The 23,866-nt window shown below is 59.2% G+C and carries 19 protein-coding genes and 4 pseudogenes; 12 read left to right on the plus strand and 11 right to left on the minus strand.

What is annotated here, in order from left to right; all coding sequences use genetic code 11:
* Positions 1-417: 417 nt before the first annotated feature.
* Positions 418-972 (minus strand): peroxiredoxin, encoded by a 555-nt coding sequence (locus IVA78_RS23275; RefSeq protein ID WP_247279058.1) that lies wholly within the window; start codon positions 970-972, stop codon positions 418-420.
* 522 nt (positions 973-1,494) lie between these two features.
* On the opposite strand from IVA78_RS23275, the gene nifH reads away from it, so the two are divergent.
* The 8 genes and pseudogenes from nifH (at position 1,495) to IVA78_RS23315 (ending at position 10,373) form a co-directional block, all read left to right on the plus strand.
* Positions 1,495-2,385, plus strand: coding sequence for a nitrogenase iron protein (gene nifH, locus IVA78_RS23280; RefSeq protein ID WP_026233535.1), 891 nt, complete (start codon positions 1,495-1,497; stop codon positions 2,383-2,385).
* 99 nt (positions 2,386-2,484) lie between these two features.
* The gene (locus IVA78_RS23285; protein ID WP_247468177.1) at positions 2,485-3,180 is read left to right on the plus strand and encodes a nitrogen fixation protein NifQ; all 696 of its coding nucleotides are present in this window, start codon (positions 2,485-2,487) and stop codon (positions 3,178-3,180) included.
* 583 nt (positions 3,181-3,763) lie between these two features.
* Positions 3,764-4,899 (plus strand): annotated as a pseudogene (locus IVA78_RS23290) (homocitrate synthase); the annotation flags it as partial.
* 132 nt (positions 4,900-5,031) lie between these two features.
* The gene (nifW, locus tag IVA78_RS23295) at positions 5,032-5,364 is read left to right on the plus strand and encodes a nitrogenase stabilizing/protective protein NifW (protein ID WP_247468141.1); all 333 of its coding nucleotides are present in this window, start codon (positions 5,032-5,034) and stop codon (positions 5,362-5,364) included.
* A gap of 1,148 nt (positions 5,365-6,512) precedes the next feature.
* Positions 6,513-7,625, plus strand: coding sequence for an electron transfer flavoprotein subunit alpha/FixB family protein (locus IVA78_RS23300; protein ID WP_247459020.1), 1,113 nt, complete (start codon positions 6,513-6,515; stop codon positions 7,623-7,625).
* A gap of 11 nt (positions 7,626-7,636) precedes the next feature.
* Positions 7,637-8,944, plus strand: a complete 1,308-nt coding sequence (locus IVA78_RS23305; protein ID WP_247279061.1) for an FAD-dependent monooxygenase — start codon at positions 7,637-7,639, stop codon at positions 8,942-8,944.
* Between the two features lie 41 nt (positions 8,945-8,985).
* Positions 8,986-9,282, plus strand: coding sequence for a ferredoxin family protein (locus IVA78_RS23310; RefSeq protein ID WP_247279062.1), 297 nt, complete (start codon positions 8,986-8,988; stop codon positions 9,280-9,282).
* Positions 9,283-9,842: 560 nt separating this feature from the next.
* On the plus strand, positions 9,843-10,373 hold the full coding sequence (locus tag IVA78_RS23315; protein ID WP_247468143.1) for a hypothetical protein: 531 nt from the start codon (positions 9,843-9,845) through the stop codon (positions 10,371-10,373).
* Positions 10,374-11,203: 830 nt separating this feature from the next.
* Here IVA78_RS23315 and IVA78_RS23320 read toward each other — a convergent pair.
* Positions 11,204-11,981, minus strand: a pseudogene (locus IVA78_RS23320) (RMD1 family protein).
* A 778-nt stretch (positions 11,982-12,759) separates the two neighbouring features.
* Here IVA78_RS23320 and IVA78_RS23325 point away from each other — a divergent pair.
* Together IVA78_RS23325 and IVA78_RS23330 are read left to right on the plus strand one after the other, a co-directional pair.
* Complete coding sequence (locus IVA78_RS23325; RefSeq protein ID WP_247468146.1) at positions 12,760-13,506, plus strand: energy-coupling factor ABC transporter permease; 747 nt, start codon at positions 12,760-12,762, stop codon at positions 13,504-13,506.
* 454 nt (positions 13,507-13,960) lie between these two features.
* A complete protein-coding gene (locus IVA78_RS23330) occupies positions 13,961-14,482 on the plus strand; it encodes a thermonuclease family protein (RefSeq protein WP_247468149.1) in 522 nt (173 codons plus the stop codon).
* Positions 14,483-15,195: 713 nt separating this feature from the next.
* Here the strand turns inward: IVA78_RS23330 and IVA78_RS23335 are convergent.
* Complete coding sequence (locus tag IVA78_RS23335) at positions 15,196-15,444, minus strand: hypothetical protein (RefSeq protein ID WP_247468152.1); 249 nt, start codon at positions 15,442-15,444, stop codon at positions 15,196-15,198.
* 5 nt (positions 15,445-15,449) lie between these two features.
* On the minus strand, positions 15,450-15,692 hold the full coding sequence (locus IVA78_RS23340) for a hypothetical protein (RefSeq protein ID WP_247468154.1): 243 nt from the start codon (positions 15,690-15,692) through the stop codon (positions 15,450-15,452).
* Positions 15,693-15,827: 135 nt separating this feature from the next.
* On the opposite strand from IVA78_RS23340, the gene IVA78_RS23345 reads away from it, so the two are divergent.
* Positions 15,828-15,947, plus strand: coding sequence for an inorganic phosphate transporter (locus IVA78_RS23345; RefSeq protein ID WP_247334058.1), 120 nt, complete (start codon positions 15,828-15,830; stop codon positions 15,945-15,947).
* A 222-nt stretch (positions 15,948-16,169) separates the two neighbouring features.
* On the opposite strand, the gene sugE is transcribed toward IVA78_RS23345, so the two are convergent.
* Both sugE and IVA78_RS23355 read right to left on the minus strand, forming a co-directional pair.
* Entirely contained in the window at positions 16,170-16,484 is a 315-nt protein-coding gene (gene sugE, locus IVA78_RS23350; protein ID WP_247279066.1) for a quaternary ammonium compound efflux SMR transporter SugE, read from the minus strand.
* A gap of 112 nt (positions 16,485-16,596) precedes the next feature.
* Entirely contained in the window at positions 16,597-17,610 is a 1,014-nt protein-coding gene (locus IVA78_RS23355; RefSeq protein WP_247468157.1) for an SPASM domain-containing protein, read from the minus strand.
* Between the two features lie 1,312 nt (positions 17,611-18,922).
* Here IVA78_RS23355 and IVA78_RS23360 point away from each other — a divergent pair.
* A complete protein-coding gene (locus IVA78_RS23360; protein WP_247468160.1) occupies positions 18,923-19,249 on the plus strand; it encodes a DUF6538 domain-containing protein in 327 nt (108 codons plus the stop codon).
* Between the two features lie 11 nt (positions 19,250-19,260).
* Here IVA78_RS23360 and IVA78_RS23365 read toward each other — a convergent pair.
* The 5 genes and pseudogenes from IVA78_RS23365 to IVA78_RS23385 all read right to left on the minus strand — a co-directional run.
* Positions 19,261-20,160: pseudogene (locus tag IVA78_RS23365) on the minus strand (IS3 family transposase); the annotation flags it as partial.
* A complete protein-coding gene (locus IVA78_RS23370) occupies positions 20,161-21,528 on the minus strand; it encodes an IS110 family transposase (protein WP_247468162.1) in 1,368 nt (455 codons plus the stop codon).
* Between the two features lie 239 nt (positions 21,529-21,767).
* A pseudogene (locus tag IVA78_RS23375) lies at positions 21,768-22,022 on the minus strand (transposase); the annotation flags it as partial.
* Between the two features lie 570 nt (positions 22,023-22,592).
* Complete coding sequence (locus tag IVA78_RS23380) at positions 22,593-23,042, minus strand: hypothetical protein (RefSeq protein WP_247468165.1); 450 nt, start codon at positions 23,040-23,042, stop codon at positions 22,593-22,595.
* 192 nt (positions 23,043-23,234) lie between these two features.
* Positions 23,235-23,747: a hypothetical protein gene (locus tag IVA78_RS23385; RefSeq protein ID WP_247468168.1), complete on the minus strand. Its 513-nt coding sequence runs from the start codon at positions 23,745-23,747 to the stop codon at positions 23,235-23,237.
* Positions 23,748-23,866 lie beyond the last annotated feature (119 nt).

Below are 23,866 nucleotides of genomic sequence, written 5' to 3' on the forward strand. Positions count from 1 at the left end.
CAAGCCGCAGAAAGAAGGGAATAGCCGCGATCCGGCCTACGGCGACAACATAGGTAGTCCGGCAGGAGATGTGCAGACAGCAGGCGCAGAAGCGTACAAGCATTTTGTATGTTCATGCGGAGCCGCGCCGGCATCCTCTTGTATGCGGGATTTGTTGTGAGGTGAGCAAAGCAGTTGTGAACATTGTTCATCGTTATCATCGAGACCGTCGATTTCGCCGCCGCGAGTGCCGCGCGCGGACAGCGCGGCGGCCGCGGCAGACTCCATGTCGGCAATGAGAATTGAATTGCGGGCCGCACTCGCTAGCAGCAGGCCGCATTTGCGGTAAGATCGTCTCATCTCGTATCCCACAAACGATTGAATCTGACGTCCTTCGAATGCGGGAGCTGCTCCTTGCTGCACTTTCGATATGTTGCCTCAGGCAATTTTAAGCGTGTCGCCGCCGATTTCGCGGTTGCAAGGGCAGAGCTCATCAGTCTGTATCGCATCCAGAACGCGTAACGTGTCAGTCGGGCTGCGGCCGACATTGAGGCTTGTCGCATAGACATGCTGGATCGTGTTCTCAGGATCGACGATGAAGGTGTAGCGATGCGCGATGCCATCACGCGATCGCACTCCAAGGCCATCGACCAGTGCGCCCTTGGTGTCGGCAAACTGCCAGATCGATAGACGGTGCAGATCCTTGTGCTCACGCCGCCAGGCGAGCTTGCAGAACTCGTTATCGGTCGAGCCACCAAGCACGACTGCATCGCGATCGGCGAAATGCTTGGACAGGCGAGCAAACTCAGCGATTTCGGTTGGGCAGACGAATGTGAAATCCTTCGGGTAAAAAAAGATGACTTTCCATTTTCCGGGGAAACTCCTCTCAGTCAGCGTCTCGAAGGCGCTCTGCCCGTTCTCCTCTTGCAGGTGAAAGCCGGGCTTCACGCCTGTGATGTCGAACGGCGGCAACTTACTTCCAATTCCAGGCATATTGTCCTCACAACATCGCGTTACACGGAAACAGCGTTCCGCGACTGGCAAAGCAAGCGATATGCCACCCATCTGCCGGCAAGTACCCATCATGCCGGTCGTGGAACATTCGCCTTTGATGCTGGCGTGTCCTCGAACCCCATCTGCACCGGATGGTCCTCAATTGACTTGGCCCGGCATTCCCCGTTCCGCGCTCTTTCGCCCGGCACTCGTAGTGGAATCCACGCGCCGGCTTTGTCGGGTTTGTCTCAGAGCTCTTGCCGCTGTCGGGTCCGCCACAGCATCCAGTCTCGGACGCTGCGCTATTAGTCGAGCCTAGTCAGATGCTTAACGCGCGTGCGAACGAATGGCACGCCAGTTGCTAACTGGATGCAGCAACAACGAGTGAGGGCTGAGGGCACGCCGACGCCGATGGCGAGCGATGGCCTCCTTCCCGAAACCCGTGTGCCCACGTTTCTGAGAGAGAGAAACAGCCTCGCGCGTTCCGCGCGAAAAATTGGCAATCGGTTGATGGAGAGCAACATGTCTTCGCTGAGACAAATCGCGTTTTATGGCAAGGGTGGCATCGGTAAATCGACAACGTCGCAAAATACGCTGGCGGCTCTTGCTGAGCTGGGTCAAAGGATTCTCATCGTTGGCTGTGATCCCAAAGCGGACTCGACTCGCCTCATCCTGCACGCCAAAGCGCAGGACACCATTCTGAGTCTGGCGGCGAATGCCGGCAGCGTTGAGGACCTCGAAATCGAGGACGTCATCAAGCTCGGCTACAAGGACATTCGATGCGTCGAGTCCGGCGGTCCAGAGCCGGGGGTGGGGTGCGCCGGAAGAGGCGTGATCACTTCGATCAACTTTCTGGAGGAGAATGGCGCCTATGAGGACATCGACTATGTCTCTTACGACGTGCTCGGCGACGTTGTCTGCGGTGGCTTCGCGATGCCTATCCGCGAGAACAAGGCACAGGAAATCTACATCGTGATGTCCGGCGAGATGATGGCGATGTATGCCGCCAACAACATCTCCAAGGGTATTCTGAAGTATGCGAATTCCGGCGGCGTGCGCCTCGGCGGCCTGATCTGCAACGAGCGGCAGACGGACAAGGAGCTGGAGCTGGCAGATGCTCTTGCCAAGAAGCTCGGCAGCCGGCTGATCTACTTCGTGCCACGAGACAATGTCGTGCAGCACGCGGAGCTGCGCCGCATGACTGTGCTGGAATACGCGCCAGAGTCCAAGCAGGCGGATCACTATCGCAATCTCGCGACCAAGATCCACAATAATGCAGGACAAGGCGCCATCCCGACGCCAATCAGCATGGACGAGCTCGAGGATATGCTCATGGAGCACGGCATCATCAAGCCTGTCGACGAGAGCCTGGTCGGCAAGACCGCCGCCGAGCTCGCCGCTGTTTCGGCATAGTTGATGTTGTCGGCCTTCTCGACCGGGGAAGGCCGACATCGTCCACTCAGAAGCTGGGGGACCTTCATGATTGGCACACAAAGCAAATTGGCCGATACGATGTCATCTCCTGTATCAGCAGCTCACATCGCCGAGCAGCGCGACGCAAGTGAGCTCTACGGGCTTCTGACCGGGCGCCATCCAACAGAAGTCGACATCAGCGACGATGACGATTTCGATCGCCATGTGCTCGCTTGCGTTCTCGCCGCATCCGCTATGGATGGCGGCCAACTTCCCGAACGGGCTGGCTTGACTAACCAGGAGCTCGATGCGCTCTTGGTGCAATACTTCCCATCCACCCCAGTCAGGAGTTGTACCTGGCGCGAACAGTCCGCGTTACCGGCTCCTGACGAGACGATTATGGTGCGCGACCTCCTGCTTGCGCAACGTTCCACTCATGGCGAGGTCGGCGGTTGGCTCGCGACGATGATCGCGCGGCGCGCCATGGAGCCTAATCACCTGTGGGAAGATCTCGGTCTGCGGGAGCGGGACGAATTGTCCCGCCTCCTGATGCGCCATTTCGAGCCGCTGGCGGCTCGGAACACCAAGAACATGCGCTGGAAGCGCTTCTTCTATCGCACGCTATGCGAAGATGACGGTCTGGTGATGTGTACCACGCCGGTCTGCACGGAATGCAATGATTTTGATCTTTGCTTCGGCGAGGAGAGCGGGGAGAGCCGGATGGCCGGACGCCGGCGGGATCATCTGCGTCGTCTCGATGACTCAGTCCAAGCCATCCCAAGTTCGCAAGACTGAGCTCATAATGGATGCCCCCTCCAGGCGCGAGTCCCGGTGTATCGGACGAGCTTTCGGCTAGCTGTCACATGACGAGACGGGTTTGAAAAGACACAAACAACTTCGCGCAGGCGGCCTAAGCAGGACGCGGCGGCGCCTGATGATCGCGGCTTGATAACTGGCGGAGGCGACCGTCACATTTACCGCCGAGATGTTCTATGTTGACGCGACGATCGACGCCAACATCCGCCTCTTGATCGCGCCCCGCTGAATTTCTTTACGAACACCGACTTGTGGTTGGACCGAACCCGATGGCTCAAAAATCTTCTTCGATAAGCGCCGGAATGCACGCGCCTTCCCCGAAGTGCTGTAGCTTGAGGTGAGGCCCGAACCGTTGGCCGGCTAGCAAGCTTCCAAGCTCGGCGCCTGCCTTCAGCTCGGTCGCAAACGCACCGAACCTGGCGCTCCGCCGTTTCCACCCTGTCGGATTTGCGACACACCCGACTAATCTGAAATTCGGCGTCATTCACAGGTTCTTGGGAATTCGAGCGGGTTGGCACAGCAGTTGCTGAACAGCTTCCGGAATAAACATACGGAGCCGCTGATGGCGTTCGCCGCCGCAATCACCGGGCCCGACAAAGATCGGTCGAGGTCCATAGTCCTTAACGACACCACCTTGCGCGACGGCGAACAGACACCCGGCGTGGCCTTCACGACACCGGAAAAGGTCTCGATCGCGCGTGCGCTGGCCGCGGCCGGAGTCACGGAGATCGAGGCCGGAACGCCGGCGATGGGTCAGGAAGAGATTACCGCGATCCGAGCGGTCGCCGAAGCGGGCCTTGCGGCCACGATCATCGGCTGGTGCCGGATGAAACCCGCGGACGTCGATGCGGCGATCGAGGCCGGTGTTTCGATGGTCAGCCTTTCGATTCCATCGTCCGACGTGCAGATTGCAGCGAACTCGGTGGCGGCCGCTTGGCCGCGCTGGAGCGGGTGATGCGCGTCGTGGCCTATGCTCGCAACAAGGGACTGTATGTCGCGGTGGAGGGCGAAGACTCCTCGCGTGCCGATGTCAACTTCCTGATCGACCTGATCGCAATCGCCAAGGCGGCCGGCGCGCGGCGCTTTCGTGTCGCAGATACGCTGAGCGTGCTCGATCCCGACGCGTCCTTCGCGCTCGTGGCCGCACTGCGCGCCAGCACCGATCTCGAGCTCGAATTCGACGGCCATGACGATCTTGGGCTAGCGACGGCTAATACGCTGGCGCCGATCAAGGCCGGTGGGACGCACGCCTCTGTGACGGTCATTGGACTGGGCGAGCGAGCCGGCAATGCGCCGCTGGAGGAAGTTGCCGTCGCAGATAGGCAGCTCTACGGCCGTGATACCGGCGTGCTGGTATCTGAACTGGAAAAGCTCGCGGCCGCCGTTGCAGCCGCAGCGTGCCGCACCATTGCGCTCAACAAGGCGATTGTCGACGAGCATGTCGTTACCCATAAACCCGGCATCCACGTGGGCTCTCAAAAAGACCGGCCCACCTACCAAGCGCTCGACCCGGAGTTACTCGGCCGCTCCCACCGCATTGTGATCGGCAAGCATTCAGGCCTTGCCGCTATCACTTCGCTCTTGTCCGAGTTGCAGGTTTCGGTCACCGCCGAGCAAACCGAAACCATTCTCGCGCGCGTCAGCAAGCATGCCATCGAGCACAAAGGCCCAGTTTCCCAGAAAACGGTGGTGGCATGGCTGACCACCCGATCGCCCTCGGTTGACGAGCGATCTCTCGTGAATGTCGCGCCAGATCGTGCGCATCGCGCGATCAGGTTGGACCATTCGAGCCAGGACGGTTTCTCGGCGCGGATCTAATGGAGGTTGAAAATGACGACGGACGGGATCCTTTCGCAATTGAACAAGGCCTCGGCGGCAGAGGAGTTTTTTGCACTGCTCGGCGTCGAGTACGATGCGAAAATCATCGACGTGGCGCGGCTTCATATCCTGCGTCGCATGGGTCAATATCTCGCCGGCGAGGAGTTTACCGGTGCATCAGATCCTGACATCGTCTCGCGTTGCAAGGCCACGCTTGAGCGCGCCTATGCCGACTTCGTCACGTCCTCCCCGATCGAACAGCGCGTGTTCAAGGTCCTGAAGGATGCGGCCGCACCACAACCGAACAAGCATCCAGCATTGGTGCAGCTCGGTTCTTTGGAGTGAATTGAGTTTATATCTCGTGCTCTGGAGCGTGAAGGTTCAGAGAACCTGCCAACGACCCAAGTTGCAGTTACGGCCTCGCGGATCCGCAGCTTGGACACTCGGCTCCTTAAGGTAATCACGGCTCAGCCCGGATATTTCCGTCGTTTCAAGCTGGTCTCATGGTGCAGCTATCTCCTGCAATGGTACGCCGGCAGCGGGGAGCGCATATTTGGCGAGGAAAGCGCAGCAAGGTTCGGATGACTGTCTTCTGTCGCATTCCGGACACGGGTCAGCACGGTTTCGAATGTTCCGATCCTCGTGAGAGGCTGCCAATCCGATTTCCTTCAGTATGATTCTGTATTGGCGGTCAATTTTCATCGTCTGCGCAATTGGTACGACAATTGCTGACATATGCTCAGCTAGTCTGGAGAAGCGAATGCACATCTTGGTCCGCATCGAGTTTGTTTTGGACGCCACGCAGTTTCGCGCGCGCTGCCTGTCGGCATCATGATGCGTCACGACGCCAAAGCGATGGTTGCATATTCCGGCCTGGCTGAGCTGAAAGCTGCGCTTGATCCGCGCCAAAGATTCGTCGACGAAATCACTCCCGTTGGCCGATCTATGGCCGAGACTTCCCGGGGGGACCCCTTGCTCTCCAGCGCCGGCCGCGCGGCGCCGTTGACGGGCGGCTTCACCGCCGGCCCTCGTGCCCTCGCCAGGAGTTGCGGGCGTGTCGCTGCAATCGGCAAGATTGCGAGGGCATTCAGAGTAATGGATCGCGTTTTCACCGGCAAGCTCGCGGCCGACAATGGCACCAGCCGAGCCTCTGGTAGGTCCTCGATCTGTTCCAGCTCGGTTGCATCTCGAAGATGAGGGGGACCAATCGATCGGCTCGCGTGACCGCGCGGTTGCGTGCCTCACTAGTTGCCAAATGGTGGCCCCAGAATGCCGAACCCGGAAAGAGCCCGAAGCGCGTGCTTCCGGGCTTGTCGACAAAAGTCCAGCAATGGGTGTCTCGGCCCCGCGCTGCTGCCAGGCGGTGTTGACAAAATGAAGGCGGGCACGCGGCCGAACGTTAACTGAAGCAATCTTCACCCGCGAAGTCAAAGCTGGAGGCGGAGCACGCTTCGCTGGCGAGCCGCTACTGAACACGGATGGGAGTACAGATGATGAGCACCGCACCCAAAAGCGCAGCTCCGGCCGCGGGTGGTGGTCGCGCGGCGACCAAGAGGGAGCTGCCCGAACGATTCAAAGCGTATAAGCACGTCTGGGTCTTCATCGAGCAGGAACGCGGGATAGTACACCCCGTCTCCTGGGAGCTGATGGGTGCCGGCCGACGGCTTGCCGACAAGCTCAACGTTGACCTCGCCGCGGTTGTCATCGGCCCAGTCGGGGAGACAACGCAGCAGGCGGTCGCCGAATCCTTCTGCTACGGCGCCGACCTCGCCTATATCGTCGCGGATGATCTCTTGGCCGATTATCGCAATGAATCCTACACCAAGGCCCTGTCAGAGCTGGTCAATACGTACAAGCCGGAAATCCTACTGCTAGGGGCAACTACACTCGGCCGCGATCTCGCCGGTTCAGTGGCCACCACACTGCTCACCGGCCTAACTGCCGACTGCACCGAGCTCGATGTCGATGCCGACGGCTCGCTTGCAGCGACCCGGCCGACGTTTGGCGGCTCACTATTGTGCACGATCTACACACTGAACTACCGTCCACAGATGGCAACCGTCCGTCCGCGCGTGATGCCGATGCCCGAGCGCATGACCGGCGCGGTCTGGCGCGTCATCTCGCATCCGCTCGGGCTTGTAGAAGAAGATATCGTCACAAAAGTGCTGTCGTTCCTGCCAGACCGCGATTCTAAAAAGTCCAACCTTGCCTATGCCGACGTGGTCGTCGCTGGGGGGCTCGGTCTGGGGTCGCCTGAGAACTTCCAACTGGTACAGCAGCTCGCGGACGTGCTTGGCGCCGAATATGGCTGCTCGCGGCCGCTGGTCCAGAAGGGCTGGGTCACCTCGGACCGACAAATCGGCCAGACCGGGAAAACCATTCGGCCAAAGCTCTATATCGCGGCCGGTATTTCCGGCGCGATCCAGCATCGCGTTGGCGTGGAGGGGGGCGACCTCATCGTTGCCATCAACACCGACAAGAACGCTCCGATCTTCGACTTCGCCCATATCGGCATCGTCACCGACGCCATTCGACTGTTGCCCGCATTGACCTCTGCATTCCGCGCGCAGCTGTCGCCGCACTCGCACGACCGCATCGCTGGATAGGGGAGCTTGTTATGATCGAGGAAAGATTCGACGCGATCGTCGTCGGTGCTGGCATGGGCGGGAATGCGGCAGCGCTGATCATGGCCGAACGGGGCCTAAAAGTGCTGCAGCTGGAGCGCGGCGAGTATTCGGGGTCGAAGAACGTGCAAGGCGCCATCCTCTATGCCGATATGCTGGAGAAGCTGATCCCGAATTTCCGAGAAGATGCACCGCTTGAGCGGCATCTCGTCGAGCAACGCTTCTGGATCGTCGACGAGCGTTCGCACACGGGGATTCACTATCGCTCCGATGATTTCAACGAGGAGAAGCCGAACCGCTACACCATCATCCGCGCCCAGTTCGATAAATGGTTCTCCCAGAAGGTCCGCGAGGCCGGCGCCACGGTGCTGTGCGAGACCACGGTGACCGAGCTCCTCCAGGATTCCCATGGGAGGGTCGTCGGGGTGCGCACAGACCGAGATGGAGGTGAAATCCATGCAGATGTCGTCGTGCTGGCCGAGGGGGTGAACGGAGTGCTGGGGACGGGTGCGGGCTTAAGAGGGCGGCCGAAACCGGACAAGGTCGCACTCGCGGTCAAGGAGATGCATTTCCTATCGCGCGAGACAATCGATGCTCGCTTCAATCTCAAAGGCGACGAGGGGCTCGTCATCGAAGCCGCCGGAACCATCTCCCGCGGCATGACCGGTATGGGCTTCATCTATTCCAACAAGGAATGCATATCGCTCGGTATCGGCTGTCTTGTTGCCGACTTCCAGCGTACCGGCGAGACGCCTTACGGCCTGCTCGAGGGCTTCAAGCGTCACCCGTCCGTCGCGCCGTTGATCGAGGGTTCGGAAGTAAAGGAATATTCCGCGCATTTGATCCCCGAAGGTGGATACAAGGCGATCCCGCAGCTTTGTGGTGAGGGCTGGGTCGTTGTCGGAGACGCCGCCCAGCTCAACAACGCCATCCATCGCGAGGGGTCCAATCTGGCGATGACGTCGGGCCGTATCGCCGCGGAAGCGATCTGCCTTATCAAATCGCGAAATGATCCGATGACGGCCAAAAATCTTTCGCTTTACAAAAAGCTGCTGAATGATTCGTTCGTGATCAAGGACCTGAAGAAGTACAAGGATATGCCGGCACTTATGCATACCCACTCGCAGAACTTCTTTCTCACATATCCGCAGCTCTTCTCCAAGGCGATGCAGGATTACGTGCGCGTCGACGGCACACCAAAGCTTGAGAAAGAGAAGCTGATGCTGAGCTCGTTCATCAAGGCGCGGTCGTGGAGTGGACTGTTCAGCGATGCCCTGCGCATTGCCCGGGCCTGGCGGTGATCACAAACCAAAGACAACGACGAACGACGGAGCCAGAAACAATGCCGAGCGAGCCATCCCGACGTGTCGAGGACAAACTGTTCTACAACCGCTATCTCGTTGATTCCGGCCGCGCCCATATCAAGGTGCGGCCGCACACCACACCATCCTCGCGGCTCTTATCGATGCTGAAGGCCTGCCCTGCACGGTGCTACGAGCTCAGCGATAAAGGTCATGTTGAGGTGACAGTCGACGGATGTATCGAGTGCGGTACCTGCCGGGTGATCTGCGAAGAAAGTGGCGATATCGAGTGGAGCTACCCACGTGGCGGTTACGGTGTGCTATTCAAATTTGGTTAAAGCTTCGGGGTAGCGGCTGATTGGCAGGCTGCGGCGTTCTCGCGATACAACGAGATCACGCGCGAAATTGAGATTTCATCTGATTCAATCGAGTCCCGATCTTTCCATCTACCGGGCGGGCCCTTGCCAGGTTCCGCTATAATATGCCCCGGAGATAGGCAAAGCGAGCGGATCCGAAACAGGGCGCAACGCATTGGCGGCATTAGCTCGTCCACCTCGGATCTGTCGACCAATCCTGGTTCTCTTCCCCAATATCTGGCCGGTTTCGTCCTTCTTGGAGTTCGCGGCGATCCGCCTGCCGCCACTGCCTCGCGACGCTGCCTATCACCTACAAACGGAACGCTGGAATCAGGACTTCGCTTCGCCATAGCCGCCGGCCCCACGAACGTGCCATCGAGCGCCTTGTAGACAGACAGGCACGAGCGGATCACGAAATTAGCGCTTTGTGACTCCTTCGCGCGACCGCCGGCTGCGCGTTCGTCAGGCGGGCTGCGCACGCAGCACACAATTTTGCACTTTCATTCGCCTGTATCGCCGGGATATATGATCGGCCGGAGAGCATGACGATGGTTCGATTACAAAAGAGCAGGGCAGCCGCTAACGCGCGGCGAGCAGAGGCACGCCGTGAGAGTTTGGTCCGCGACATCCAGGCCCGCATAGCCGAACTGAGAAGCTTGCCGCGCGAGAAGCTCGCGGATGCGGTGTTCATGCTCTCGATGAATGCAAGACGGCAGGGCGAGTTGATACGACATGCGATCGAGAAGCGCGCCGAGGTCGACTTGGACTTTGAAGCGCCGCCGAATGCTGATTTGGCGACCTATCTCGCGAATGATGTGGTCTCGACCTTACGCCACCACGTCGCTGACTTTCCGACCTTGCTGGACCTGTTGGTTGAGCGAGCGCCTGACGTCTGCTTCACCGTGGATCGGGAGGAGGCCGTTTCGCTGCTAGCCGCAATCGTTCGCGAACAGCGGCTCGAAGGAGTCCTTGAAGGCCTCAGGCTCGCCGGGCTCCTGAACCAGCCAGCGAAGGATCGCCATGCCTGGATCGGTTCGGAAGCGGATTTGAGAGGAGCTGCCGAGCGTGCGTGAGTGTCCAGGGGGCTTTGAGGGACAGTCCTGCAAGATGGAATGTCCAGAGCGGATGGGGACGTCAGAAAATCTCGGCGCATGCTTGCGAGCTCAAAACCGCATCGAAATTCGCGGCGTAGTTCCTTTGTCATCCGTTTAGTATTTATCGCTGACGCGGAGCCGCTATGCACGCCCGGTCGCAGTCCCCGGCCGCGTCAAGCTCGGCGACCTTCGCGTTAGCGAGGGCGAGATCCGCAGTTCTGAGCTTTCATGTCCAGTTGCAGCGCGCGTTTTCGCGCTGGCGGATCATGCAAGCGTTCGCTAACAGCCGCGCAAGGGAAATCACGGCAGGACACGTCGACCGAGCCGCAGCGATGTGGCAAAGCGGCGAAAGGCAGTCGCTCAACCCAGTGAGGCGTCCTGGTGAAATCGACCGACCTTGTTTCGGTAGTCGCTGGCTGCGCCTGGCCGGCGGGGCAAGGCCTGGCAAGTATTCCGCGACCAAGTCGAGAACAGCAGAGAAGCTGAGTGGCGGCCCGCTGCAAATTGGGCAAAAGGGCCTTCTTGGGTGGCGCTGGATCGTCGACATGAACGCTCCGCCGCGCGTCTGCCATACACCCCCTATCCTTGCTCGATCCTCGGGGAAACGAACTCGCCTCGGCTATTTGCTGTGTTCGCGAGCGCACCGGGATTTCGCCGAACCTCGCCTCCACGAGCACGGCGAAGACATAGCCGAAATCCGCAGCTGAGTGCGGCCGAACGGCGCGTCCCACGTCAACGCTTGGTCAGGTCGGTCAGTAGGCCCGCTCAAACCCCACGAAGGCGCCTCCACGCGCTACGGCCAGCCGCACTCAGTGAGCTGCTGTAATAATCTGAAAGCATCCGATCGCAACTTCCATCACGATCAGCACGACTATAACGCACTCAAGACGCAGCGAGCGCCGTGTGTCGATGATGTCCGTCAGTGCGTTAGCCGTTCCGGATATGGCCGACAGCTTGCGCTCAAGCATCTCAAGACGCTCCTTCAGTTCGGTTTCGTCTTTCAGACGCGAATAGAGCCGCTCGAGTTCCGGCTTCTCCCAGAGTGCGTCGGGCTTTTCGGCAATGGCGACGCGGCCCGCGACGCGCTGCTGGACCAGGAGCGCATTGCCGATCAGTTGGAGAATGCCCTTGCGGCCCCGCGGCGTCCGGCCGCGCTCGGCTAGTTCGCGTGCAAAGGGTTCGATCACGTCGAACACCGCGGCGACACGGCGCTCATCTCGCTCCAGCGCCGTGCTCTTGGCTAGCGTATCGGCGATCAGCAGCAGCCGATCGTCGCTAAATTCTCTGAGACAAAATCCGCCCGCCCGGCAGGATGACCTCGGCGCTCTGGTCGTTGCAGAGCTGCGCCTGCGCGCTCTCCTCCTCATAGGAGCTGAGTTCACCGATGACCCGCGATATCAGGGTTTCGATCAGAGCGGTTCCTTCCGAGGGCGACAATCCGATGAGCACTACAACGCCATAGCGGAAGATCACGACAAGGCCCGCATGAATGCGGAAAGCGACCGGCGTCGAGGACACTAGCGTTCCGATTTCGAGAGCCGACGGGCTGATGCGATCGCCCAGCATGACTGCGCGAATGCTCAGCATCGAGGCGGCCGCGGTCTGTTCGGAGACGGCAGGCTTACCGGGCGTAAGTTGATCCATGTTCACTTTAGCATCCGGTTTGACTGCGACACGATAGCGTTCCCCCGGGACCTTCAAACACGTCCAGAACTTCGTCGCAGATCGTGCAGCGGAATTTGCCGGGCGCGTCGCTGAGAGATGATGCTGCGATCCAGAAAATGCCGGCTCCAAGTTTGGATGGGTGCGTCGCCATTTCCATGTTCGTGCATGCTTGACCGCAAGGTCAATCGAACGACCCAGCAAGCTCTTGGAGGATTTCGACGACCCGGGCCGCCAAACATTTGGCTGCGCCATAGGCGTCGTCCTCGAAACAAGGTCGAGCAAGATTGATGCCGAACCGGTGTCTTCGCGCCAACGGCGTCAGGAGTTTCCGCTTCAATGGGCGAGCGAAAATGATTGTCTGAAACGGCAAAGGTTGACCAAAGACTGGCCGCGATGTGTGTTCAATTTCCTCCAGAGCATGTCGGCTACAGAACACGGCGAATCCTGCGCGCCGCCGGATGCTTCAAGGCAATCAGAGCCTTAACCGCCGCAGCGGCGCTGGCGTAGCTGTTGCTATGAAATGTCGCAATGACCGAGCGAAGGCGGAGTGCACACCCGGTCCGATCTGGCGAAAACAGGACGTTACCAGTGGACCGAGGGTGGCGAAGGTGAAGTGCCGTTTCCAACCGTTAGTCACACGACAGTCCCGGCAAATTCTAGAGCGAAGGCCCGAGTACAACGGCAGAAAGGACTCGAGACCGTGCATATCGAACCCGGAATAGTAACAGACGCCAAGCTCGTGTTGAGGTACGCGACAGGCATTGCGACGGGCTGCGTCATCGCCAAGCTTGTGGTCGAGACCATACGCGAGCGGGGCGCAATGTCATTTGCTGTGCAAGCCATCGCCGCGACGGGCCTTGTGTTCACGTTTTTCGAAATCCTGCCGCACTTTGCGGTTGGGGTCTCCGAAGTGCAATTCGTCCTGCGCTCGACGCTGTCACTGTTGTTCGGCGCGGCGCCGGCTGCCCTTGGTCTTGCGCTCGGCCTTTTGCTGCAAGGCGTGCTCTTTGTTCCGACCGACCTGCCGCAATATGGTATGAATGCCACGACGCGTCTAGTGCCGCTGTTTGCGATCCGGGCGCTCGCCAAGCGGCTCATTCCATCCAAGGCTGCCTATCGCGATCTGCAGTACAGTAATGCGATTGGGCTCTCGACTGCGTATCAATCTGCTATCGTTGTCTCGGTCGCGTTTTGGGCGCTTTATGGCGCGGGCTTCGGCGCCGCCAACCTCGGTGACGTCGCATCGTTCGCGGTTTCCTATGCAGTTGTGGCCTTGGTCGAGCCGGTGGCTGATCTGGTTGTGCTGGCGCTCGCGAAACCAATTGGGCGGCGTGAGTGCGAGGGCATCTGTCGCCCACCGCTCTTAAAAGGCATGTTGCTGTTGATAGCAACGATGGCCGTCATGTCGCCCGTTTTGCTCAAGCGATGCGTACGCTTTCCCCGATAGCAGCCGGCTGCCGCGATCCCGGGCGACGCGCGCTCGCTGCTATCCGTGGCAGCGAGGGGGCTGAGCTTATGCTCATTCCGCACAAGGCGACCAGGAAATCATATCTCGACGACTTGCGGCCGGCCGTCCGCGTCGGCCCGGTCGCTAGTGAGCGGACGCGCACTACCGAGTTCGACCGGCTGGTGCGTGATGCGGCCAAAGCGAACTGCCGCAATGACCTGGAGGAATGGCGGGATGCGGTCAGCGCAGCAGCCTGGTCGCAGAGCATCCGGGGCGAGGTTGGACGCGAGGGGAGTCTTGCACTGCTGATACACGGGGATTCATCCGTCGAGCGAGCTTACCCATGCAACATTAACGACCTCCTGAGCACAGCCGCGATGGAGCGCCGTTCGGCGGTCTCCCATGCTCTGCTGCACTCGGCCGGAATGTTCGCAGTTCGACAAAGAAGATCGCCATGTATGGATTGATCGTGGTGTTGACCATGCTCGCACTGTGCAGCATCGTGTTTGCCGGCGAATTGACGGGGCCGGCAAAGGTCATCAGCACCGACACTCTTGAAATTCACGGGACACGCGTTCGGCTCTGGGGCATCGACGCGCCGGACAAGACGCAAATGTGCCGAGATATCAACGTCAATCCATATCGATGTGGCCTCAGGGCCGCGAGCGAGCTTGAAAGCTTCATTGCAGAGCGCGAAGTCAGTTGTCTGTCAGTCCTGGAGGATGAGTGTGGACGGACGATGGCGATCTGTTCAGCTGATGGCATCGATCTCGCAGAATGGTTGGTGCGTAACGGTCTGGTGCTCGATTGGGCGCGATACTCCAGGGGACGATACCACGCTCCGCAACGCGCGGCCGATCGTGCCGGACGGGGCTTGTGGGCGGGCAGCTTTGCCGTACCTTGGCTATATCGAGCGTGCATTCGGTTAGGTGGTCGACCAGCCAGCTGTTCTGACGACGCGAATGCACACCCTTGACTCGTATTCCCCACACCAGAATATATGCCAGAGTCGGTTCCGCACAGAGTGGCAGTCACGGGCGAGCTGGCCTCGACCGGCAGTGAAGCTTACCACTGCCGCCCAACCATGCTCAAAGAAGTAGGATGGTCTCAAGCTCTCGTAAGCGCGAAAGTCGCAAGACAGAAAATCGCAAGCTCCGCAGGAACGCCATCGTTCTCGGCGTAATTCTTCGGAACCATGGACTCGCGGTCATGCCAAGGCGGCGCCTTTTCGAGTTCGAGAGAGAGCCGCATTTACTCGGAAGAATGGCGGGCTCTCCGGAGCCTAAACAAGACAAAGGCGTGGCACGGAACAACAATCAGATTCCGCTGGGTACAGGTTGAGCGGAAGAAAGAAGGCTACTGGCGTTCAAGGCACCACTGGGCGAGGTAGGCAACACGAATGAGGCTTGGGATGCAGCCTACCTCCACTCCATTCGCCTCAAACTTTCAGGTTTTGACATGCCCAGAGCTCGCAGCTCGATTCCCAGAGGTCGCCAGATGCTGTCCCGCCAAAACTCATACACTCGCGCTCAAATCTGATGGACCAAGCAGGTGCGACGCTTGCTCAACGCCGCCTCCCAGGGGCCATCGAAACGACGGTAGTCGAATTGCGCCCTTTGCCGCGGGAACGCCGCATAGGTACCTTTCCGGACTTCGCTGCTGTTGGCGATATCGGCCACGACTGCCTTTTCAAGCCACGGCTGCTCCGACATAGGCCAGCATTTGCCGGGCGGGTAAGAAGCCTAACACCACATGAGCGGTTTCGGTGACAAAGACGTGTGGACCTGCCTTGCACGCGCCGATCACAACAATGCCACAGAAGACAATGCAGCTGTTCGTTCGGTTGGAAACAGCATGGCTCGCTGACAAGTGGCTGGAGATCCGCTGAATGAGCAACACCGCATGCGACGAGCGCAATTGCTGCGGCAGCCCGAACAAGAACGTCAGATCGCATATCGCCTCCCGAACACGAAGTGCGCGCCTTCCAGAACGAAGCGTGAGTCACTGAACTCGCAGCGTCGCTCCCATGCCCTCGTTGTGTGCAGACTCTGTGCCGACGGGCACGATGCAAGCTCCCGGCGTTTTTCAATCGCGATGTCGTCCACGCGACAATAGCGGTCGTTGTTTAAACAAGCCGCGGGTCTGAGGTCGAACACGAATCGAATGCCGTGCGCCGGTGATTTCATGAACGCTCCTGCGAAAGAGATTGGGTGATGGAGCTTCTTTGGAACCACACAATGAAGTCGCACCGGTAATTCGAGGAACGGAGCTGAGCTCACTCAGAGATCGCAAGCTCACCTGACTGCGATCAGCTGGGTTCATTGCCGTTCTATTCGCACGGCGATCTCGGCAGCGAATTCTTCGTGCCGTTCTGGGTGGTGCTATTGTGCCAGACCGATGCCGGTGGGACCCTGATGGGCGGCTGGCGTATCGTGCGCTAGGGCTTTCGCGTCACGACCAGGTCGCGGCCAGATGGTCTCGGCCCAGAGGCCTTGCATCAGCATCTTGTGCTTGGCCACTTTCCTCGCCATTATCGGCGCCGCGCCCCTCAGCGGTGCGCTTGAACGTGGCCAGCTCGATCGTCTATGCCTGCAGAATGACGTGCCGGCCTCGGCGATCGTTGCGGCGCTGACCTGGTGGGGTCAATGCTTCCGATGTTTTCGTCAGGACACGAGCTTCAGCCCGACAATGCCGGCGACGATCAGCCCGATGCTGGCAAGGCGAAACGCGGCGGCCGGTTCTCCGAACAGGATGATCCCGAGCGCTGCGGTGCCGACCGCACCGATGCCGGTCCAAACCGCATAAGCAGTTCCAATGGGCAGCGTCTTTAGCGCAAGGCCGAGCAGGATCACGCTGCCGGCCATGGCCGCGAGCGTGAGCACGGACGGAACGGGCTTGGTAAAGCCCTCAGTGTATTTGAGGCCGATTGCCCAGGCGACCTCCAGCAGGCCGGCGACCAACAAAATGCTCCAGGCCATGGCGGCCCTCCGTTTATGGCAGGGTCGTCCCGCGGCTGATGTGGTGATGAGCTGGAAGGCCACCCTTGCCAGGGCTCGCGATTCGCTTCGAGGGGTCAACTTCTCTCAAGGATCAGCATTCCGACGTTATTGGTTCGGCGAATTCACACGATCGACAAAGTAGAAAGCCGTCCGTTCCGTTCATGCGATCGGCAATCTTGCAAAAAGCTGCCCCTTCGAAGAGATCCTTGTACCTGTCGCGGAGAAGGTTGCCCAGAACGTGTCGTCGCTCAAAATCCATGCAGCAGAAAGTAACGTCGCCGTTTGGGAGAAGAACATTACGATATTGCCGTTCGTCAGGGCATGTCAGTGCTCCAACGATTGGCTGCCGCGCTCCAACCATCTTCTCGCTGCTGCCAGCCCTGCTGCCCGGCGGACGCGAGCGAACCAGCGCTTCGTCAGGAATTATGCCGACAAGTTCGGGATGCACCTCGCCCATGACTATGAAGAGCAACGATGAAATCTCGGCATCGACAAGTTGGCGCATCAAATCGACATAGTTGCGCCTGACGAGACCACTATCCATGTGCGTGCCGTCATCAAAAACATGCACCAGGAAAACGCGGAACTGCAGCGCACGCAAGCGTCTTAGATCCCGCCCGTTCATCCCTACTAGGGTTGTGAAAATTCGGATTCCATGGCCACAAGCATAGGCATGCTCAACCATTTCGGTGCAAGCCGGATTGAGCCAAGGCTCCGAATACCCGGAAAAGCTGATGTCGACAGCTGCTGGTACGCGCGCCAGACATCGCTTGAAATCTTGGAGAGAAAGATGCTTCACGTCGGATATCGCTCTTTGCCGTTCGGCAAACTTGTCCTGCGGGCAATAAGAACATCCGACGACACAGCCCGTTGTCGTAGTTATCTCCAAGACCCTGCCGCCACTGATTGCGGAGCGCAGCTCCTGTAGAGTCATCGATTCTATATTGTCCACTTCCGCGCTCCGCGTTTGGAACAAAGAGACCTTGAGGGGACCGTCGATTTGCATCTCATGCCGGTTCGCCCATGCATCATTCTCGATTCGTCGTCCATCAGCGCGACACGGCACGGTCGCAAGCGCGATCGCGACAGATGAAGAAAGCGCCACGGCTCTCTCTCCTTAGCGCCCCAGTCCAGCAGGATTGGACGGCTGTCGAGTGCACATGCGTCGATGGGGTTGGTCCAACGTCTCGCTTATTCCAACAAGCATCAGTCATGCCATTGGCGGTACTGTCCATAACTCGACACGTCCGCGATAAATGTCGTCCCAAATGCCGCAACCGAAGCGCAACTCTACGCAATCGATAGCGTACAATATGACGCTACGTGCGATTCAAGCTCTCTAGAATGAGTTGAATGGCAGCTTTCTTATGAAAAGTGACGGTGTAGCCGCCACCCCGAGCGCCACGTCATCATGATCAACGTGGCCGGCATCGACCCGCGAAGTTCCGATTGCGAGTGCCATTGGTCCCGTCGAGAATGCAAAGCGAATTTCAACAGTTGAAAACGCTACTCACCATAGGAGTGAGCGGGCGCGATTTGCGCGAATCGGGACACGGATTAGCCTATCTCCGGACGAGGTGCCGATACGGCCGGGAAGTCCTCTCTTCAGCAAGCTAACACAGATTGTGAGCTCCGCATGTCGCGAGCCACCCGTCGAGTTTTGCGATCGAGAGCTTTCACCAGCCGGGAACCACTCATCCTTTCATCATCGACGCCTGCCTGGTATGTGTTTGGCCTCAGGCCGCGGTAATATCATGATCGCGATGACAATCTCGTCATCGAGCCTGACCTACAGGCCATTCACAAATTCCAGGAAAAGCAGAGCCCCTCGGGCTTCTCTTTCCAGCCTGCTGCGTGGCGCATCTCCGCGGCATTGTTCAGCAATAGCGGCCCCGAACCTAAATCGCATGGGAGGAGGGGCATTCGCAATGGTGCTCGGATGATCCACGAGACAACATGCCATCGCCACGACGGCCATCACTGTGGCTGCACTTTTTTGGCTTGCGCTGCTGGGTGTACGGTTCTGATTCCTGGTGGAGCGAGTAGGACCCGAATCTGCAACCAGACCGTTATGAGCGGCGGGCTAACGGCCGGCTTCGTTGATTTTGCTATCCTTTTTTTTAAATCCGATCGCGTTCGTTGCGCTTCGGTTGAGTCGTTTCTGGTGCGTAACTGGTGCAGTAACGCCCGCTCATGCAGGCGAGCCGGGATTGACAACCGGAGGGCTCTATCGCCGAACTCTCTTCTTGATCATCAAGCGGATCGGCTTGGCCCTCCCAAGGCTGAAACAAGGGTTCGATTCCCCTAGGGAGCGCCAGCGGCTCTAGAAGCGCTGAAATATCAAAAACATCACGCAAATCATGGCTTTGGCTGCGCACAGGTGGTAGCAGTAGGTCATAGCTTTGATGCGCGCGTTGATGGGACTGATAAAGGACAGACACGGGACGTACTACGCTCAGCGGAAGGTGCCTGAGCGCCTCCAAGAAGCCGTCGCGCGTGTCCTCAACTCCGAGAAACCCAAGCAGGTCTACCTTAAGAAGTCTCTCGGCACGAAAATGCTGAAGGAGGCGAACGTCGCCGCGACGCACGTCCTAGCTGACTTCAATCGGACCCTGGCGAGCGCGGAGGCCCTGCTCAAAGAACGCCCTGTGGTCCCGTCGCTCACTGACGCGCTGATCAAGCGAATGGCTGAGTATTACTACGCTTCACTCCTCGCCGTTGATGATGAGCTGCTGCCGGTTTGATGGACACCAGGTCAAGCTAATCCCACCTTGCGCTCGAACTCAACCGGGCTGAGATACCCGATGGTCGAGTGCCTGCGGATCGTGTTATAAAATCTTTCGATATAGTCGAACACATCGGCTCGTGCCTCGTCTCTGGTTCGGTAGATCTTGTTGGCGGTCCGTTCGGTCTTGAGCGACGAGAAGAAGCTCTCCATCGCCGCGTTGTCCCAGACGTTGCCGGAACGGCTCATGCTGCAGAGAATGCCGTGGTCGGCCATCAAACGCTGGAACTGCTCGCTGGTGTACTGACTGCCCTGGTCGGAGTGGTGCAACAGGGCGTCCGGCTTGCCGCGTCGCCAGACGGCCATCAGCAGGGCATCGGTTACCAACTGAGCTGTCATGGCGGCGCTCATCGACCAACCCACCACCCGGCGTGAGAACAGGTCGATCACCGCTGCGACGTAGAGCCAGCCCTCGGCCGTCCAGAGATACGTAAAGTCGGCGATCCACTTCTGGTTGGGCCGCTCGGCGGCGAACTGCCGGTCAAGGAGGTTCGCCGGCACGGTCTCGATCTGTCGATCGCCGCTGTCCTTCGGCAAGCGCCGGCGTCGCGGCCGCGCCCGCAAGCCTTGCAGGCGCATCAGCCGTTCGATTTGGTGCAGGCCACAGTCCGCCCCATCGGCGAGCAGATCACGCCACACCCGGCGCGCACCGTAGGTGCGGTCGCTCGCCATGAAGCTGGCCTTCACCTTGCCGCCGAGCTCTTCGTCGCTGCGGGATCTGGCGCTGGGCGAGCGATTCAGCCAGGCATGGAAGCCCGACCGCGACACCCCCAGCGCATCGCATAGCCATGCCACCGGCCAGATCGCCCGGTGCTTCGCGATGAAGACGAACTTCATGTCGCTTCCTTCGCGAAGAAGGCTGCGGCCTTCCTAAGAAACAGCCGGATTGGCGTCCCCCGGAATGGCCTGCAACAGGAAGCCTAGCGATTTGGCCCTCCGCTGAAGGTTGGCGACGACGCGGCTGCGATATTGTTGCTCATATTGGTTGGCACCCGGATCGCTGTAGCTCATGCCGTGCCGGAGCGTGTTGTAGAATAAAACCGCAATCTTGCGGGCGGTCGCCGTTACGGCCTTCGACTTACCCGCCCGTGAGGACAGCCGACGATAGAATGCTCCCAGCGCTGTATCACTTCGACCGACCGTTGTGGCCGCCAACCGCAACAGTGCGGCTGCCCGACTGGAGGATCGTCGCGTACGCGAAGACAGCACCTTGCCGCCGGAAATCTTGTTGCCCGGTGCGAAGCAGAGCCAGGAGGTGAAGTGCTTGGCGCTCGGCCATGCCCTCAGATCTGTGCCGCACTCGCCGATGAGCTTCAAGGCGAGCGACGGACCCAACCCATGGATCTCGGTCAGATCGACGCCGAGCACACCATACAGCGCGGTCCTGACATCGAACGTGGGTGTGTTGACCTGCTTGGTCTTTATGCGTGGCCAGGGTAACTTTCTGCCCGGTTTTGTCCCTCTGTTGCCTAACGCAGCGATCAAGACTTCGAGCTTGCGATCGCAGTCCAGCATCTTCGCCTGGTAGACGTCGCAGAGTTCCAGCGATTGGGTCAGGGCGAAGACATGTTCATGTCGGTTGTTGCCCACCAGTGCGGCGCGGATCGTCTCCATGGAAGAATGGCAGCGTGCATCCCGGTAGGTCGCCAACACGTCGGGATTGCGTTCGCCCGCAACAATAGCTCGGATGATCCGCATGCCAGTCGCGCCCGTGATATCCGAGACCACGTGATGGAGCTGCAGGTTCATCTCCATCAGGGCCTTCTGCATATGCTGGATATGGGCAGCGGCATATTCCACCAACCGCTCCCGCTGGCGCAAATAGGCGCGCAGGGTTGCAATCTCGGCATCAGGTCGGAAGCTGCCGCGTAACAGGCCATAGGAATGAAGCTGGCGCAACCATGCGGCATCGCTGACATCGCTTTTGCGCCCGGGCACGTTCTTTGCGTAGCGAGCATTGACCAGAATGACCTCAAACCCGCGCTGCTCCAGGATCTCGTAAACCGGGATCCAATAGACCCCGGTGGATTCCATCGCGACACTCGTCACGCCGCAGGCCTTAAACCAGTCTGCCAGATGATGCAGGTCTTCTGTGAATGTGCCGAACGTGCGCACTGGCATATCAGTGCAGGCTGGGTTCACCGCAGCCATGTGCATCTTTGATCCGATGTCGATGGCGGCCGCGCCGACATTGACCGGCTTCAGCTCCGGGCGGTCACCAGTCGTCCTCTTGGGCATAAGCGGGTCCTCCATTTAAAAATGGGCAGGAGGGTCTGGGTTATGCCAATCGTCATCTTCCTAATCGGGATCGCCGCCGGAGCAGCGTCACCACTCCCAAGTCCGCATGCACCCATGGACCACGTTTTTTTTAACGGGGATTCTGCCTCCAATAAGCTGACGGCCGCTACCCTCCTAGCCAAGAAGATAGCACAAGGCTGTTTCTACCCCGCGCAGGCGCGCCACAACGCTGGACAGTTTTTTAGGATATCCCGCTCGGCCTTCAACCTGGCGACCTCACGGCGCAACCGCTCGATCTCCTGCTGCTCCGGCTTCATCTGCCCGTGGCCGGGAAAGGCCTGCACCGGATCGGAGCCGAACTCTTTCACCCATTTGCGCAGAACGTTCTCATGAACATCCAGGTCGCGCCCGGCCTGCGCCACCGACACCCCACGCTCCCTAACCAGCTTGACCGCCTCGATCTTGAACTCGCGACTGAACTTCCGTCTCTTCATCGCCCACCTCCGGCTTCATGAAACACCTAATCTCGGTGTCCATCAAACCGGCAGCAGCTCACTCATCGTCCCTCAGAGCAGGGAGGCGGTAGCCGTCAACATCCTTAGAGAGAAGTTCAGTGCCGAGACCGGAGTAGTTCCAAAGCTGGGGGTAACTAGGCGTGAGCCAATAGGCTTCTAAGGAGAAACAAGGGACACCAATAGGGATGATATCTATGTGGAGTATTCCCCCTTACTCCCCTCTCAACTACCCCCCCAACCCCCCATCGCCAACCTTACCATATCGTGGAACGAATGTTTGCAGGGTGATGCTAAAGGTCCTTAGGTTTCCGGTGTAACAATATTACATCGCGGTGGGAATAAGCGCGCTCATGAGCCCAAGCCGACCAGGAGCCCCCAAAACGGCCAGAAATGACTCTGGATTCGTTTTCGGCGCGAGCAAGTCGGTCGGGGGCCCCGCGGTTCGGACTCACCAGTGACTCTCCTAGGGCTCCTAGCGGCCATGGGCCACCACCGGCCTCGCTAGAGGCCAGAGGTCATCGAGGGGCCGGCCGAGACCTGGGCGCGAAGTCAAAGGGCGCCATCGAGCGGGGGCTGATCGGGACGCTCAAGGATGCCCATTGGAGGTATTCTCCTCATTCGGCCGTTTTCCATAACTTCGACCATGCGCGTAGCCAAGGCGGAGCCGCGCTCGGTGAGAAATACATAGCGATGACGAAGGTCTTGGGTGCGTTCATCCTGGACAACCAGAAGATCGAGGCCATCGACACCGCGGATATTTCGAGAAGTTAGGACCCGAAGCTGATGGGAGATGGCCGAGGGCTTGACGCCGCACCGGCGCGCCAACGTGGACACATTCAGTCCCTCTTCGGCCCATACCGCGAGGAATGTGGTCGCCTGCGGAATGGTCAAGCGATCATAAAGCTCAAGCAGCACATGTATCGCTGTGGCAAATCGGACCACTAGAGTTCGCTCCAAGGACTCTAGTTGACGGAATTGTTCTTGAAGGTTGTCTGGCACTCCATGCTCCTCATCGAGAGTGATAGATGATGAGTGAAGCACAGCGTCCTGCCGAATAAAACGAACGGGGTGGCAGCTGATTTACAAGTGTCAAATGATTGCGTTGGCGCAACTGCTCTTGACATGGAGCACTATCCACGCCCCTCCCTGAACATAGAACCACGTAACAGCCGAAACATTCGGATGGTGCGACTAGGAGCGGCGCGTTCCTTTGCTCAGCCCCTTGAACGAGCTGGCGCGGAGCAGCCCCTCAGAGGTGATGTCCCGATACTCGACTTCGGCGTAGAACTTTGGCTCGACCCAAGTGGCCTTAGGCTTCTTGATGGGCTTGGTGAGCTTCTGCTTTGGGCTGATGACGGTATCCAAGGCTTTCCGGATCTCCGCCGACTTCGTCCTATTCCAGCCCGTCCCAACCTTGCCCATGTAGCGCATCTCTTTCCCTTCCAACTTGCCGAGGTAGAGGGCTGCGACGCCGGCCGGGTCTTTGATGAAGCCGACTACTGGGAATTTATCCCGCTGGACCGCCTTCACCTTGAGCCAGGCTTCGACCCGCTCCGAACGGTACGGCGCATCGACACGCTTCGAGACGATCCCCTCATAGTTGAGCTTACTGGCGGCTTCGAACAGCGCCTGCCCGTCCCCTTCGTGATGCTCGCTGTAGAAGATGGGCTGCTCCAGCTCGTTTCGTTCGATGAGATCCTTCAACAGCCTCTTACGCTCAATCTGCTGTCAATCGGCGTTCGACTGGGACCCCCTATCGGCATCCAAAAGGGGCTCTGACGCAATTTTGGTGCAGCTCCGATTATTCTGCCCCGATTAATCTG

Origin of the sequence: Bradyrhizobium sp. 137 (genome assembly GCF_023074095.1) — a bacterium.
In the GTDB taxonomy this organism is placed as follows: Bacteria; Pseudomonadota; Alphaproteobacteria; order Rhizobiales; family Xanthobacteraceae; genus Bradyrhizobium.

Coding starts and splice junctions, on each gene's coding strand:
- IVA78_RS23305 (WP_247279061.1), top strand. CDS start 7,637: ATGATCGAGGAAAGATTCGACGCGATCGTCGTCGGTGCTGGCATGGGC.
- IVA78_RS23340 (WP_247468154.1), bottom strand. CDS start 15,692: ATGAAATCACCGGCGCACGGCATTCGATTCGTGTTCGACCTCAGACCC.
- IVA78_RS23310 (WP_247279062.1), top strand. CDS start 8,986: ATGCCGAGCGAGCCATCCCGACGTGTCGAGGACAAACTGTTCTACAAC.
- IVA78_RS23285 (WP_247468177.1), top strand. CDS start 2,485: ATGTCATCTCCTGTATCAGCAGCTCACATCGCCGAGCAGCGCGACGCA.
- IVA78_RS23315 (WP_247468143.1), top strand. CDS start 9,843: ATGACGATGGTTCGATTACAAAAGAGCAGGGCAGCCGCTAACGCGCGG.
- nifH (WP_026233535.1), top strand. CDS start 1,495: ATGTCTTCGCTGAGACAAATCGCGTTTTATGGCAAGGGTGGCATCGGT.
- nifW (WP_247468141.1), top strand. CDS start 5,032: ATGACGACGGACGGGATCCTTTCGCAATTGAACAAGGCCTCGGCGGCA.
- sugE (WP_247279066.1), bottom strand. CDS start 16,484: ATGGCCTGGAGCATTTTGTTGGTCGCCGGCCTGCTGGAGGTCGCCTGG.
- IVA78_RS23330 (WP_247468149.1), top strand. CDS start 13,961: ATGTATGGATTGATCGTGGTGTTGACCATGCTCGCACTGTGCAGCATC.
- IVA78_RS23300 (WP_247459020.1), top strand. CDS start 6,513: ATGAGCACCGCACCCAAAAGCGCAGCTCCGGCCGCGGGTGGTGGTCGC.
- IVA78_RS23370 (WP_247468162.1), bottom strand. CDS start 21,528: ATGCCCAAGAGGACGACTGGTGACCGCCCGGAGCTGAAGCCGGTCAAT.
- IVA78_RS23275 (WP_247279058.1), bottom strand. CDS start 972: ATGCCTGGAATTGGAAGTAAGTTGCCGCCGTTCGACATCACAGGCGTG.
- IVA78_RS23360 (WP_247468160.1), top strand. CDS start 18,923: ATGGGACTGATAAAGGACAGACACGGGACGTACTACGCTCAGCGGAAG.